Genomic DNA, 13,679 nt, shown 5'->3' with positions numbered 1-13,679 from the left:
ATGGGCTGCCCCTTCCCGAGCACCGTCACGCCGCCCTTGGACACGGTGAACCCGCGTTCCCGGTCGTGGTCGGCGTCAACCCCGATCTCGACGCCGTCCGGGACCACGATGTTCTTGTCCAGGATGACGTTCTTCAGCACCGCGTTCTTGCCGATCTTGCAGTTGTCCATGATCACCGAGTACTCGATCCGGGCGCCGGCGCTGACGATCACGTTCGACCCGATCACCGAGTGGTCGACGGTCGCGCCGGACACGATCGAGCCCTGGCAGACGATCGACTCGCCGACGGTCGCGTTGTCGGTGAACTTCGCGCCGGGCAGCTGCGGGTGCGAGGTGAAGATCGGCCAGTCCGAGTTGTACAGGTTGAACACCGGCTGGATCGAGACCAGGTCCATGTGCGCCTCGTGGTACGAGTCCAGCGATCCGACGTCGCGCCAGTACGAGCGGTCTCGGTCCAGGGCGCCGGGCAGGTCGTTGTCCTTGAAGTCGTAGACGCCGGCCTTGCCGTCGGCAACGAGCATCGGGACGATGTCGCCGCCCATGTCGTGCCGGGAGGCCGGGTTCGCGGCGTCCCGGCGGAGCGCGTCGACCAGGACGTCGCGGGAGAACACGTAGTTGCCCATCGAGGCGAACGTCTCGTCCGGGGAGTCCGGCAGCCCCGGCGGGTCGGCCGGCTTCTCCAGGAACTCCTCGATGGTGTGCCCGTCGGCGGCGGTCTTGATCACGCCGAACTCGGTCGCCTCCACCCGCGGCACCCGGATGCCCGCCACGGTCACGCCGCTGCCGCGCTCGATGTGCGCGGCCACCATCTGCGACGCGTCCATCCGGTACACGTGATCGGCGCCGAAGACCACGATGTACTCCGGGTCGGCATCGTTGATCAGGTTCATCGACTGGTAGATCGCGTCCGCGCTGCCCTGGTACCACTGCGGGCCGAGCCGCTGCTGGGCCGGCACACAGGTCACGTAGTTGCCGAGGAACGTCGACATCCGCCAGGTCAGCGTGACGTGTCTGTCAAGGGAGTGCGACTTGTACTGCGTGAGCACGCAGAGGTTCCGGTATCCGGCGTTGACCAGGTTGGACAGCACGAAGTCGATCAGGCGATAACTGCCGCCGAACGGCACGGCCGGTTTGGCCCGGTCCGCCGTCAGCGGCATCAACCGCTTGCCCTCGCCACCGGCCAGCACAATTCCGAGAACTCTGGGCGCCTTTGCCATGTCCGCACCTTAGCTCCGACAACCCCCAGGCATAAGCGCTTGCGAGTGTCGCGACACTGGAAAGATGCCGATGCTCGTCGTTCCGACCACTGCCGTTCACCGGTCGTTCCTCGCCGCCTGGGACGAGCTGGGTCCGCATTTCGAGCGCTGGATGGGTGCCCGCACGATCACCGCCGACGAGGAGGAGTGGAGCCGGCGGCAGGCCGCGGACCCGGCCGAGTTCGCCCGGCTGGTGGCGGCGATCCGGACCGAGGCGGAGCCGGAGACCGAGCTGCTGCCCGGCGTCGTGCACCAGACCGTGCTGTGGTTCGTGGACGGCGTCGAGTTCCTGGGCCGACTGTCGATCCGCCACGACCTCACGCCGGCGCTCCACGAGGTCGGCGGCCACATCGGGTACTGCGTCCGTCCGTCGGCGCGCCGCCGCGGGTACGCGACGCAGATGCTCGTCCAGTCACTTCCGATCACCGCCGTTCTCGGAATCGACCTCGCACTGGTCACCTGCGACGTCGACAACGTCGCATCGCGCAAGGTGATCGAAGCGGCCGGCGGCGAATTGGAAGACGAAAGACACGGAAAGCTCCGCTTCTGGGTGCCGACAGCCGTCGATTGATGACCTATCGTCGGGCGGTATGAAGGTCGCCATTCTGACGCGTGAGTTTCCTCCGGACGTGTACGGCGGCGCGGGGGTGCACGTGGACTTCCTGGTCCGCGAGCTGCGCCGGCTGCTCGACGTGGACGTGCACTGCATGGGCGAGCCCCGGCAGGGCGCGACCGCGCACTCCGAGGACGACCCACGGATGCCGGCCGCGAACGCGGCGCTGCGCATCCTGTCCACCGACCTGACGATGACCGCCGCGGTGGGCGACGCGAAGCTCGTGCACTCGCACACCTGGTACGCGAACATGGCCGGCCACTGGGCCAAGCTGCTGTACGACGTCCCGCACGTGGTGACCGCGCACTCACTCGAGCCGCGCCGGCCGTGGAAGGCCGAGCAGCTCGGCGGTGGCTACCGACTGTCGAGCTGGGCCGAGCAGACGGCGTACGAGGCGGCCGACGCGGTGGTGGCGGTGAGTCGCGGGATGCGTACCGACGTACTCGAGTGCTACCCGTCGATCGACCCGGCCAAGGTGCACGTGATCTCGAACGGGATCGACGCGGACTTCTACCACCCGGACCCGTCGACGCACGTGCTCGAGCGGCTCGGGGTGGACCTGAGTCGCCCGTACGTGACGTTCGTCGGCCGGATCACGCGGCAGAAGGGCGTCCCGCACCTGCTGCGTGCCGGGCTGCGGCTGGACCCGTCGGTGCAGCTCGTGCTGCTCGCCGGTGCCGCCGACACGGTCGAGCTGAAGGCCGAGACGGACGCGCTGATCGACGATCTCCGGCAGGCTCGGGACGGCGTGTTCGTGGTCTCCGAGATGCTGCCGCGCCAGGAGGTCCGGCAGGTGCTGACGCACGCGCTGGCGTTCTGCTGCCCGTCGGTCTACGAGCCGCTCGGCATCGTGAACCTGGAGGCGATGGCCTGCGAGACCGCCGTCGTGGCGAGCGCGGTCGGCGGCATCCCTGAGGTCGTCGACGACGGCGTGACCGGCACCCTGGTCCCGTACGACGAGAACGACACCGAGACGTTCGAGCGCGGCCTGGCCGACGGCATCAACGCGTTGGTCGACGACCCGGCGAAGGCCGCGGCGATGGGCAAGGCCGGCCGCGAGCGCGCCGTCTCCCAGTTCGGCTGGGACGCGGTCGCGAACCGCACCGTCGAGCTGTACAACAGCCTGCTGGGGTAGGGAAAACCCCACTCGGGTTCGGGGGTTCGCACCATTCTGTGCGGGCCTCGGCGGAGGTTGGGTTGGGGTATGACTTCTCGCCTGACGAAAACCGTCGCCGCCACCCTCGCGACCGCTGCGCTGCTCACGTTCCCGGTGTCCGCGGTCGCGGCCGTGCACCACCCGACACTGTCCGAGTCCGCCGTGTCGAGCGTGCGTGCGCCGCGTGGTGCGCTGGTCTCAGCGGTGCCGGTCGCACACCTGACCGCGGCCCAACTGGATGCGGCCGCCGCTGACTTCCCGGGTGTGCCACAGTCGTCGTACGGCGTCACGGCGTACCGCTTGATCTATCGGACGGTTGATCACGACGGGCGGCCGACGACCGCCAGCGGGATCGTGGTGCTGCCGGACGGGCGGCGCGGCGCGCTCACCGTCGCGGAGTACCTGCACGGGACGAGCGCGACCAAGGCGGATGCCGCGTCCGTCGACCCCACGTCGACGGACCGGCTGGTCACCGCGCTGTTCGCCGGGCAGGGTCTGGTCGGTGTCGCGCCGGACTACCTCGGGCTGGGGTTCGGGACGGGGCAGCATCCGTACATCGACACGAAGACCGAGACCACGGCGTCGGCCGACCTGCTGCTCGCGGCGCGGACGTTCGCGGCCCAACACGGCGTCGCGTTGAAGCGGGACGTGCTGGTCACCGGGTTCTCCCAAGGCGGTCGCGCGTCGATCGCGTTCGGCCGCGCGCTCAGCCGTGGCGAGGTCGGCTCGTTCCGGCTCGGTGAGATCCGCGCCGTCGCGGGACCGTACGACCTGCTCGGCGAGGAGTTCCCGGCGGCCTTCGACGGCGGGGTGCTGCCCGCCACCGCGACCTTCTACCTCGGGTACTTCGTGACCGCGTGGAACCGCACGGTCGGGTTGTACGGCGATCCGCGCGAGGCGTTCCGGGCGCCGTACGCGGCGACCGTGGAGGGGCTTTTCGACGGCTCGCACAGCTACGAGGAGATCGTGGCCGGGCTGCCGGACTCGCCGGAGAAGCTGTTCACGCCCGAGTTCGTCGCGAAGCTGCAGCATCCGACCGGGCGGTTTCTCCGGGCGCTGCAGGCGGCCGACCAGGTCTGCCAGGACTGGACGCCGCGCGTCCCAGTGCACCTCTACAGCGGGACCAAGGACACCGACGTGGTGGCTTCGAACACCGACTCGTGCGCCGCCGGTCTCCGGGCTCGCGGGGCGGACGTCACCGTTCACTCGATGGGGGCTGTCGATCACACCGGGACGGCGTTCGCGGCGTACCCGCAGATCATTCGGGCTTACGCTCGGTGGGCCTGATGTGCAGCTCGGACGCGTCGTCGGGCGCCGCGACTTCGGGACCTGTGACTTCGCGTGCTGCGGCTTCGGGGGCTGCGACGAGGCTCCCGAGCAGGGCGAGCGACTCCGCGGCACGCGTACCGGGGACGGCGTGGAAGACGACCAGCGTCATGTTGTCGGTGTCACCAATCGTCAGCTTGTCCGACCGGAGGTCGAGCTCACCGACCTCCGGGTGGGTCAACTGGCTCAGCCGGCCGCGTCGCGGACGCACCTCGTGCCGGGCCCACAACTGCCGGAAGCGCTCGCTGCGGACCGAGAGATCGCCGACCAGTTCCTTCAGCCGCGGGTCGTCGACGTTCGGGCCGAGCTCGCTGCGCAGGATCGCGACGCCTTCCTCGGTGAGGTCGTCCCAGTCCCGGCGCAGATCGCGCTCCCGCGGGTCGAGCAGCAGGGCGGTCAGCATGTTCACCCCGACCGCGTAGTTCGGCGACAGCGCGGAGCACAGTGGATTGGCCGCGAGGACGTCGGTGTACTTGTTCTGCACGTACGCCGGGTTGTTCGGCCAGCCGCTGATCAACTCGACGATGCTGTCCGGCGCCTGTTCAGTGCGCGCTCGCGACCGCACCGGCACGTGGGCGCGTTCCTGCGCCAGCGTCAGGAGGTACTCGGTGGCGTCCGCGTCCAACCGCAGTACCTCGGCGAGCGCCTCGAGGACCTGCACCGACGGGTTCCGGTCCCGCCCCTGTTCGAGGCGGAGGTAGTAGTCGGAGCTGATGCCGGCCAGCATCGCCACCTCTTCACGCCGCAGCCCGGGCACGCGGCGCAGCCCGCTGCTCCGAATCCCGACCTCCTCCGGCCGGACCTGCTCCCGCCGGGCCCGGAGGTAGTCGCCGAGCGCGTTCGTACTCTCCACGACTCCCACGGTAGACCGAGACTAGGTGAGTTCGCGTTGGAGCATGTGGATCAGGGTCTTCACGTCGGACTCGACCATCGGCTCGCCGGTCATGCCCATTCGATGCAGGAGGGTGCCGATCACGACGTCGATGACGAACAGGATGCGGTGCTCGGGTTCGCCGAGGGACTGCTGGAGGACCTGGCGGTAGGGGTCCTGGAGCTGGGTCGCGAGGATCTCGCGCAGGGCAGGGTCGCCGATGGCGTCGGTGAAGACGCCGGCGAAGGCCGCGGCCACGCCGGGTTCGGCGATCCGGGCTGCGCCGAAGCGGATCGCAGCGTCGACGTCCGCCGCGCGGTCGCCGCCGGTGAGCGGAAGGGGGCCGAAGGCATCGACCAGGACCGCGGTGACCAGTGCGCCCTTGGACGGCCAGCGCCGGTAGATCGTCGTCTTCGCGATCCCCGCGGCCGCGGCGATCCGGTCGACGGTGGCGCGGGTGTACCCGAGCTCGTGGATCGTCCGCAGCGTCGCCGAGAACACCTCCGCGTCGACGCTGGACCGGGGCCGGCCGGGCGGCCGTGCTGTCGAAGCCATGGTCACACCTTATCCAGTTATGCTACCGTCGGTATCGATACCACTGGTAGCGAAACCCTGGATGGGCCCGATGACCAACTCCGCCACCACCCGCAAGACCGCCCAACGCCTGCACACACAGCAGCCGCCCCTCGGCGTCCGCCTGTTCTACGGCCTGCGCAAGGAGCCGGATCTCGCGTCGATGACCCCCGCCGACCTGACGGCGTACGCCGAAGCCCGCAACCGGACAGTGGCCTCGCCGCTGGCTCGCCTCGTCACCGGATTCCCGCATCGAGCAGCGACCATCAGCTGGCAACAGATCGAGCTTCCCGACCGCATCATCAAGGTGCGCGTCTACCGCCCGAAGGCTGGAACGACTCTGCCGCTCGTGCTCCACGTTCACGGCGGCGGCTACACCGGCACCGCGATGCAGTGCGACTGGATCAACAGCCACGTCGCCGCGCGCCTACCCGCAGTCGTCGTATCGGTCGACCACCGCCTGCTCAGCGAAGACATCGCGCTGTCAGACGCGGTCGACGACGGCTGGGACGTCTGGCGTCACGTCCTGCGGCACGCCGACGACTGGGGAGTCGACCGGTCCCGTACGGCGCTCGTCGGTGAGAGCGCCGGCTCGATGGTCGCGGCGCTGTCCACGCTCCGCGCGACGGACACCGGACTGCTGGTCAGCGCCCAGGTCCTGGTCAACCCGTGCACCGACGTGACCGAGACCGCGCTCGACTACACCTCGATGTGGGAGTACGCCGACACTCCCACCCTCACCACCGAGGTCATCGCGCTCTTCCGCCGTCTCGCTGTCCCGGCAGGGACCGACGCTCGCGCGCTCTCCCCCGTGTACGCCGACGATCTGAGCGGCCTGCCGCCCACGCTGATCGTCGTACCGGCGCTCGATCCGGTCGCGGACCACGGTCGCGCGTACGCCGACCGGCTGCGTGCTGCGGGAACGCCGGTCGACGTGGCGGAGTACGACCGGGCCGGGCACGCGTTCATCAGCCTGCCCGGACTCGTCCCGCAGGCGAAGCCGGCCCGCGAACGGATCGTGGAGTTCCTCCGCGAGCAGCTCGGGCAGGCCCGATAAACGGGCGGCTCGGGCAGGGCCGGTGAACTAGTTGCCGGAGGCCCGGATCAGCCGATCCCGGCGGTCGGCGTCTCGGAGGCGAGCCAGGTGGAGAGCAGGCGCGCGCCGGCTCCGGTCGCGCCGACGGAGTACTCGAACCGGTCGGCGGGCGATTCCGCGATCGACGACAGGTCGAGGTGCGCCCACGGGATGTCGCCGGCGAACGCCTTCAGGAACAGCGCGGCGGTGATCGACCCGGGGCCCTTCGAGCTGTTCACCGAGTCGGCGACCGGCGTCGCGATCAGCTCCTCGTACTCGGCCGGCAGCGGCATCCGCCACAGTTCCTCGCCCGAGACCCGGCCGGCGTCGGCGAGGTTGTCCGCCAGCGCGTCGTCGGTCGCGAACATCCCGCCGTACAGCATCGCGCCGAGCGAGACCTTGATCGCGCCGGTCAGCGTGGCGATGTCGACCAGCACGTCCGGCTTCAGTTCGCGCACCGCGTACGCGAGGCCGTCGGCCATCACCAGCCGGCCCTCGGCGTCGGTGTTCTTCACCTCGGTGGTCCGCCCGCCGTAGTGCCGGATCACGTCGTCCGGGCGGTACGCCGAACCGGACGGCATGTTCTCGGCCGAGCAGACCAGGCCGGTCACCCGAACGTTCGCGCCGAGCTCGCGCAGCGCCGACATCGTGGCGATCACCGAACCGCCGCCGGTCATGTCGCGCTTCATCGACACCATGCCCTCGCGCGGCTTCAGCGACAGACCGCCGGTGTCGTAGGTGATGCCCTTCCCGACCAGGACGACGTACGGCGTGTTCTTGGTGGCACCGTCCGGCACGTAGTCCAGCCGGATGAACCGCGGCGGCCGGGTGGAGCCCTGGCCGACTGCGAGGATGCCGCCGAAGCCCTCGGCGGCGAGCTTCTTCTCGTCCCAGACCGTCACCTCGAGCCCGGTCGCGGCGGCCACCTCGGTCGCCCGCGCGGCCATCCAGGACGGGTCTTTCTCGTTCGACGGAGTGATCGCGAACTGCCGGGCCAGCCAGCCGGTCCGCCCGATCACCACGCCGCGATCGAGCACCGACTGCCGGACCGCGTCCGACCCGTCGGTCAGCGTCACCCGGCCGACCGCCGGCTTGCCCGCGTCGACGGTCTTCAGCGTGTACGAGAACGAGCCGAGCACGACGCCCTCGGCGAACGCCTGCAGCGCCGCGTCCTCGATGCCCTCGGCAACGAGGGTGGTCAGCTCGTCCTTGCCACGACCGAAGCGCGCGATCGCCGCCCCGGCGTGCCGCAGGTCCTTGGCGCTGCCGTCCCCGGCGCCGACGAGCAGGACCTCGGCCACCTCACCGGACAGCAACGGGTACGCCGCGCTGGCACCGGCCGACGGGCTGAAACCGGTCGCCCGCTGCACCTCGAGCAGCCGGTCGAGGTCGACGCCGAGCCGCTCCCCGGCCTCCTTCGCGGCGGCCGGCAAGCCACTGTCGTCGCCGACGACGAGCACCCAGGTCGAGGCCCCGTGCACCGGCAGGCCAGGCTGCCAGGCAACGACCGGAAGACTGGGGAAGGGAGACGAACCACTGCGGCGTGCCACCAGGACAACCTCACTGTTTGATCAAAGAGAGCTCGGGCTGGACAACCGTAACGACCCCGGCCGGTGCCGGAAAGAGCACCCACCGGGGTCGAGGTGTTGAGCAGGGGGGCACAAGACACCCCTGGAGGATGTGATCAGCCGACGACGGCCTTCAACGCGTTGCCGAGTTCGGTCGCTTCGTCGGCGTTCAGCTCGACGACGAGCCGGCCGCCGCCCTCGAGCGGGACCCGCATTACGATCCCCCGACCCTCCTTGGTGACCTCGAGCGGACCATCGCCCGTCCGCGGCTTCATCGCCGCCATGCGCGCACCCCTTCCCAGTGTCGGTGTTGAGCGACGACACCGCGCGGGGTACCGTCGCCGGCGCCGTTGCGGTGATGCGCCGTCGGCGCGTATCGCAGTGTGTATCAGACCCCATTATTCCCGATCACAGGCCAGAGCCGCGCACCATACGGCAGACTCAAGTCTTGTGCACGCCCGTTCAGCCCTCTTCGACCTGTACGGCGACCACCTGCGCGCGCGTGGCGCGCGGGCTCCGGTCGCGGCCCTGGTCCAGCTGTTGGCCCCGCTCGGCGTCCATCCACCGGCGGTTCGGACCGCCGTGTCCCGGATGGTCCGGCAGGGCTGGCTGGAGCCTGTCCGGATCGAAGGGCAACCCGGTTACGCGCTGACGTCCCGGGCGCGTCGCCGCCTCGACGACGCGGCCGCGCGGATCTATCGGACCGCGCCCGACGGGACCCCGATCGTGACCGGTTCCGAGGGTCCCGGCGACTGGGACCGGCACTGGCACCTGGGCATTCTCCGTGAGGTACCGAACGCGCGCCGCCGCGAACAGCTCGCGAGTCAACTCTCCTTCCTGGGTTGGGCTCCGCTGTCCGACGGTGCGTGGGTGGGGCTGCGCAACGACCTCGAGGTGGACCAGATTCTCGGCGTCGAGGGCATCGCCGCGGACCGGTTCCGCGCACCGATCGACGAGGGTGCCGTCGAGTTCGCCCGGCGGGTCTGGAAACTGGACGAACTGGGCGCGTCGTACGACACCTGGCTGGTCGACGCGAAGGCCCTGGTGGACGGCCCCGACGAGGACACCACCGGTGTGGTCAGCGACGAGCAAGCGTTCGCCGTGCGGTCCGAACTCGTGCACGAATGGCGCAAGTTCCTGTTCCGGGATCCGGGGTTGCCACCCGAGCTGCTGCCGTCCGATTGGGCGGGGGCGCGGGCCGCCGAATTCTTCGATTTCCACGCCGAACGATTGAGCCCCGCGGCCGGGCGTTTCGTCGACAACTGCCTGACACTGCACTGAAAATCTCACCGAAAGTCGAGGAGCTGACCACGATGAGTGACTCCGTCACGTACGCCGTCGCCGACGGCGTCGCCACCATCACGCTGAACCGGCCGGACGCGATGAACGCGCTCGACACGCCGACCAAGGTCCTGCTCCGCGACACCGTCCAGGCCGCCGCCGACGATCCGGCCGTCCGGGTCGTCGTACTGACCGGGACCGGCCGGGCGTTCTGTGTCGGTCAGGACCTGAAGGAGCACATCGGGCTGCTCGAGGCCAACGACCAGGCCGCGCTCTGGAGCACGGTGCCGGACCACTACGCCCCGATCGCGCTGGCACTCGCCGAGATGCCGAAGCCGGTGATTGCGGCGGTCAACGGCGTGGCGGCCGGCGCCGGCGCGTCGATGGCGTTCGCCTGCGACTTCCGGGTCGTCGCCGACACCGCCGGTTTCAACCTCGCCTTCACCGGGATCGCGCTGTCCTGCGACACCGGCATCTCCTGGACACTGCCCCGGCTGATCGGTCACGCGAAGGCGCTCGAACTGCTTTACTTCCCGCGGACGGTCCCCGCCGCCCAGGCGCTCGACCTCGGCCTGGCGAGTTCCGTCGTACCAGCCGGTGAGTTGGAAGGCACCGTCGCCGAGTTGGCCGGGAAGCTGGCGGCGGGGCCGACGGTCGCGTACGGCGCGGTGCGGCAGTCGCTCGCGTACTCGGCGAGTCACCCGCTGGCCGAGGCGCTCGCGTTCGAGGCCGGGAAGATGCAGCTCACGGGTGGGACCGAAGATCACCGCAACGCCGTCGCGTCGTTCGTCGCGAAGCAGAAGCCCACCTTCACCGGTCGCTGACGCTCGCCTGTCCCGTCCCCCGGGGAACTCCTGGTGCGCGCACTCTTGTAATCGTTTACGTAAGCGATTACAAACTGCCGTGTGAGGAAGCTTCTGCTACCTGTCCTGACCGCCGCCACGCTGGTCGGGAGTCTTGTCGTCCCCGGGTCCAGTGCCGCGCCGGCCGCCGAACCCGGCGTGATCAGGACCGCCGCCGCGCGGTCCGCGACCCTCGGCGAGAACATCAACTACAACGTCTACCTACCGGCCGGGTACGACACCTCGGACCGGCGATACCCGGTCGTCTACCTGCTGCACGGGCGCGGGGACTCGATGAGTGCCTGGACGCAGGTGAAAAGCCGCCTGGACGAGCTGATCGGGACCGGCGAGATCCCGCCGACGATCGCGATCATGCCGGACGCACCGTGGAGCAGCCGGGCGAGCTGGTACGTCGACTCGGCGTACAAGGGAGCCGTCCCGGGGCGGCCGGTGGAGACCGCGTTCTTCAAGGATCTCGTGCCGCAGGTCGACGCGACGTACCGGACGATCGCGGATCGCAGCGGGCGGGCGATCGCCGGGTACTCGATGGGTGGTGCCGGCGCGTTGCGGTACTCGCTGGCGCATCCGGACGTCTTCGGTGCGGCGATCGCGCTCAGCCCGGCGGTCTACTTCCCGCTGCCGCCGAGCGACTCGAGCACCCGGGAGTTCGGTGCCTTCGGCAAGGGAAACGATCCGTTCTCCGAGGCGGCGTACCTGAGGCTGAACTGGCCGGCGGCGCTGAAGTCGTTCGCGGCGACCGGACTGCAGTCGCACCTGTACATCGCGGTCGGCGACGACGAGTACAAGAACCCGAAGGCGATCGACGCCACTCACGACCTCGACTTCGAGGCGCATGTGGTGTTCAACCAGGCGGCCCGGGTGCCGACACTGACGTCCGAGTTCCGGGTCGTTGACGGTGGGCACGACTGGGATGTCTGGGGGCCGACGTTCGCCGAGGGCGCGAAGTACATCTTCCGGTTCCTCGGGAAGCCGCCGGCGACGCCGATGCGGGCCGCGATCACGGGTACTGCGGGCGACGACCGGGCCGGCGGGATCGCTACCGATGCCTCAGGCAACGTTTATCAGGCTGTCGCGGCGGCTGGGGCCTTGGACGGGCAGCCGTACGTCGGCGGGACGGATGTCGCGCTGACGAAGTACGCGGCGGACGGTACTCGGGAGTGGACGCGATCGCTGGGGACGAGCGGGACGGAGCGCGCGTACGGCGTCGCCGTGGATGCCGACGGGCGAGTTGTGGTCACGGGCTACACGAACGGCGATCTGGATGGTGCGCATCCGGGGAACGCGACGGACGATGCCTTCGTGGCGCAGTACGACGCCGCTGGGAATCGGCGGTGGGTGCGGCAGTTCGGCGTACCGGGGGTGGCGGATCGGAGCTACTCGGTGGCTGTCGACGGGACGGCTGTGTACGTCGGCGGCTACACCAAGGGTGCGTTGGGTGGCGCGAACCAGGGCGACAAGGACGTGTTCGTCGCGCGGCTCGACGCGGACGGGAACCAGGTGTGGTTGCGCCAGACCGGGAGCGCGGGCGAGGACAAGGGCATGGCGGTCGCCGTGTCCGGCGGCGCGGTGTACGTCGGCGGCATGACGGCCGGCGAGCTCGGTACGTCGTCCGGCGGGATCGACGGGTTCCTCGCGCGGTACTCGTCTGGTGGTGATGCCGTGTGGACGAAACAGTTCGGTACGGCGGCATCCGACGAGGTGTGGAGTCTCGCGGCCGACCCGGCGGGCGGCGTCTACCTGACCGGCTACACCGCGGGCGACTTCGCCGGGACTCTGGCTGGTGACAAGGACCTCCTGGTCGCGAGAGCCGATGGCGACGGCGTTCTGACCTGGCGGGACCAGTTCGGTACAGCGGCCAACGACAAGGGCGCCGCGATCGCCGCGGACGCGTCCGGCACCGTCTACGTCGGTGGGTTCACGGACGGGGCGCTGGAGACACCGCTCGGCAAGTTCGACGGCGTACTAGCGAAGTACTCCCCCGACCACGTCCGCAGCTGGACACGTCAGTTCGGCACGGCGGACGACGACGCGGCAGACGCTTACGCCGAAGCGAATCTGTACATCACGACCACCACAACAGGTGTCCAACTGAGTGGCCTGACCGGAACCGATGTGTTCCGGACGGCCTATACCTCAGACGGCGCAAACAACCTGCCGTAGAACGTTTGGTGGGCTCCGCGACTACGTTCCGGCCGGGCGAGTCACGGCCGGACAACCACCTGACAGTCGGGGAGCCCGCTGAACACCACATCACGTTCCGTGCCCAAAGCACAACTCGTTCAGGCGTTTGCGTTGGGCTGTCGCCAAAATACTTTTTGCATATGCACAAAGCGCCTGCACGTGCACGGGAACCAGTGTCCTGAGTCGGAAATTCGGCGAGTGATTTCGGTGGTCAGGTGCGTGCATCGCGGTGCTTGGTCAGTGGCCTCGATGCGGAGCATCGTGGGCGCTGGCCAAGTGCCGTGAGGTGCGTGCCTGGGCGCCGAAAGCGCCGTCGAATCTCCGACTCAGGACACTCAGCGCGCGATGCAGGTTTTCAAGTGGTCGTTTACGATGCCGGTGGCCTGCATCAAGGCGTACGCCGTGGTGGGTCCGACGAAGACGAAACCCTTCTTCTTCAAGGACTTCGACATCGCCACGGACTCCGGTGTCGTGGCCGGCACGTCGGCCAGCGTCCGCGGCGCCTTGTGCTTCACCGGCCGGAACGACCACAGCAGCTCGGTGAACTCGCCGTCGTCCAGCTCGAGCAGCGCGCGGGCGTTGGAGATCGTCGCGTTGATCTTCAGCCGGTTACGGACGATGCCCGGGTCGGCCATCAAACGCTCGAAATCCGCGCCGTCGTACTTCGCGATCGTCTCCGGATCGAACCGCCCGAACGCGGCCCGGAAGTTCTCCCGTTTGCGCAGGATCGTGATCCACGACAGGCCGGACTGAAAACCCTCGAGGGTCATCCGCTCGAACAGCCCGACGTCGTCGCGGATCTCCTTGCCCCACTCGGTGTCGTGATACGCGACGTACTCCGGGGCCGAGGTCGCCCACCCGCAACGTGGCTGCCCGTCCGGACCGATCACCGTCATGCGCGGGGATCCCAGTGTGT

Annotated in this window: 12 protein-coding genes and 1 pseudogene; 7 read left to right on the top strand and 6 right to left on the bottom strand. The window is 69.3% G+C overall.

The window, feature by feature from the left end; translation table 11 throughout:
- Positions 1 to 8: 8 nt before the first annotated feature.
- Positions 9 to 1,217, bottom strand: a pseudogene (gene glgC / locus ACWGID_RS31100) (glucose-1-phosphate adenylyltransferase); the annotation flags it as partial.
- A 64-nt stretch (positions 1,218 to 1,281) separates the two neighbouring features.
- On the opposite strand from glgC, the gene ACWGID_RS31095 reads away from it, so the two are divergent.
- From ACWGID_RS31095 to ACWGID_RS31085, 3 genes are all read left to right on the top strand, one after another.
- On the top strand, positions 1,282 to 1,827 hold the full coding sequence (locus ACWGID_RS31095) for a GNAT family N-acetyltransferase (protein WP_452202598.1): 546 nt from the start codon (positions 1,282 to 1,284) through the stop codon (positions 1,825 to 1,827).
- Positions 1,828 to 1,846: 19 nt separating this feature from the next.
- Positions 1,847 to 3,004 (top strand): glycogen synthase, encoded by a 1,158-nt coding sequence (glgA, locus tag ACWGID_RS31090; RefSeq protein WP_452202596.1) that lies wholly within the window; start codon positions 1,847 to 1,849, stop codon positions 3,002 to 3,004.
- Positions 3,005 to 3,073: 69 nt separating this feature from the next.
- A complete protein-coding gene (locus tag ACWGID_RS31085; protein ID WP_452202594.1) occupies positions 3,074 to 4,312 on the top strand; it encodes a hypothetical protein in 1,239 nt (412 codons plus the stop codon).
- Here the strand turns inward: ACWGID_RS31085 and ACWGID_RS31080 are convergent.
- Positions 4,284 to 5,204: a helix-turn-helix domain-containing protein gene (locus ACWGID_RS31080; protein WP_452202592.1), complete on the bottom strand. Its 921-nt coding sequence runs from the start codon at positions 5,202 to 5,204 to the stop codon at positions 4,284 to 4,286. The two genes, ACWGID_RS31085 and ACWGID_RS31080, sit on opposite strands and share 29 nt — an antisense overlap.
- A 21-nt stretch (positions 5,205 to 5,225) precedes the next feature.
- Positions 5,226 to 5,777: a TetR/AcrR family transcriptional regulator gene (locus ACWGID_RS31075; protein ID WP_452202590.1), complete on the bottom strand. Its 552-nt coding sequence runs from the start codon at positions 5,775 to 5,777 to the stop codon at positions 5,226 to 5,228.
- A gap of 70 nt (positions 5,778 to 5,847) precedes the next feature.
- On the opposite strand from ACWGID_RS31075, the gene ACWGID_RS31070 reads away from it, so the two are divergent.
- Entirely contained in the window at positions 5,848 to 6,852 is a 1,005-nt protein-coding gene (locus ACWGID_RS31070) for an alpha/beta hydrolase (protein WP_452202588.1), read from the top strand.
- A 47-nt stretch (positions 6,853 to 6,899) separates the two neighbouring features.
- Here ACWGID_RS31070 and ACWGID_RS31065 read toward each other — a convergent pair whose 3' ends face one another.
- Both ACWGID_RS31065 and ACWGID_RS31060 read right to left on the bottom strand, forming a co-directional pair.
- Positions 6,900 to 8,420, bottom strand: a complete 1,521-nt coding sequence (locus tag ACWGID_RS31065; RefSeq protein ID WP_452202586.1) for a leucyl aminopeptidase family protein — start codon at positions 8,418 to 8,420, stop codon at positions 6,900 to 6,902.
- A gap of 134 nt (positions 8,421 to 8,554) precedes the next feature.
- The gene (locus ACWGID_RS31060) at positions 8,555 to 8,722 is read right to left on the bottom strand and encodes a DUF3117 domain-containing protein (protein WP_012923066.1); all 168 of its coding nucleotides are present in this window, start codon (positions 8,720 to 8,722) and stop codon (positions 8,555 to 8,557) included.
- Positions 8,723 to 8,888: 166 nt separating this feature from the next.
- On the opposite strand from ACWGID_RS31060, the gene ACWGID_RS31055 reads away from it, so the two are divergent.
- The 3 genes from ACWGID_RS31055 to ACWGID_RS31045 all read left to right on the top strand — a co-directional run bounded on the left by ACWGID_RS31055 (position 8,889) and on the right by ACWGID_RS31045 (position 12,742).
- Positions 8,889 to 9,719 (top strand): PaaX family transcriptional regulator, encoded by an 831-nt coding sequence (locus tag ACWGID_RS31055; protein WP_452202583.1) that lies wholly within the window; start codon positions 8,889 to 8,891, stop codon positions 9,717 to 9,719.
- A 32-nt stretch (positions 9,720 to 9,751) separates the two neighbouring features.
- Positions 9,752 to 10,543: an enoyl-CoA hydratase/isomerase family protein gene (locus ACWGID_RS31050; RefSeq protein ID WP_452202581.1), complete on the top strand. Its 792-nt coding sequence runs from the start codon at positions 9,752 to 9,754 to the stop codon at positions 10,541 to 10,543.
- Positions 10,544 to 10,624: 81 nt separating this feature from the next.
- A complete protein-coding gene (locus ACWGID_RS31045) occupies positions 10,625 to 12,742 on the top strand; it encodes an alpha/beta hydrolase-fold protein (protein WP_452202579.1) in 2,118 nt (705 codons plus the stop codon).
- A gap of 356 nt (positions 12,743 to 13,098) precedes the next feature.
- Here ACWGID_RS31045 and ACWGID_RS31040 read toward each other — a convergent pair whose 3' ends face one another.
- The gene (locus tag ACWGID_RS31040; RefSeq protein WP_452202577.1) at positions 13,099 to 13,659 is read right to left on the bottom strand and encodes a DNA-3-methyladenine glycosylase I; all 561 of its coding nucleotides are present in this window, start codon (positions 13,657 to 13,659) and stop codon (positions 13,099 to 13,101) included.
- Between the last annotated feature and the right edge of the window lie 20 nt (positions 13,660 to 13,679).

The organism is Kribbella sp. NPDC054772 (assembly GCF_053611945.1).
This window is presented reverse-complemented; position numbering and strand designations above follow the sequence as displayed.

What these genes read in the sequence shown, in the direction of transcription:
- ACWGID_RS31040 (WP_452202577.1), bottom strand. Translation starts at nt 13,659, where the DNA reads ATGACGGTGATCGGTCCGGACGGGCAGCCACGTTGCGGGTGGGCGACC.
- ACWGID_RS31095 (WP_452202598.1), top strand. Translation starts at nt 1,282, where the DNA reads ATGCCGATGCTCGTCGTTCCGACCACTGCCGTTCACCGGTCGTTCCTC.
- ACWGID_RS31075 (WP_452202590.1), bottom strand. Translation starts at nt 5,777, where the DNA reads ATGGCTTCGACAGCACGGCCGCCCGGCCGGCCCCGGTCCAGCGTCGAC.
- ACWGID_RS31060 (WP_012923066.1), bottom strand. Translation starts at nt 8,722, where the DNA reads ATGGCGGCGATGAAGCCGCGGACGGGCGATGGTCCGCTCGAGGTCACC.
- ACWGID_RS31050 (WP_452202581.1), top strand. Translation starts at nt 9,752, where the DNA reads ATGAGTGACTCCGTCACGTACGCCGTCGCCGACGGCGTCGCCACCATC.
- ACWGID_RS31085 (WP_452202594.1), top strand. Translation starts at nt 3,074, where the DNA reads ATGACTTCTCGCCTGACGAAAACCGTCGCCGCCACCCTCGCGACCGCT.
- glgA (WP_452202596.1), top strand. Translation starts at nt 1,847, where the DNA reads ATGAAGGTCGCCATTCTGACGCGTGAGTTTCCTCCGGACGTGTACGGC.
- ACWGID_RS31070 (WP_452202588.1), top strand. Translation starts at nt 5,848, where the DNA reads ATGACCAACTCCGCCACCACCCGCAAGACCGCCCAACGCCTGCACACA.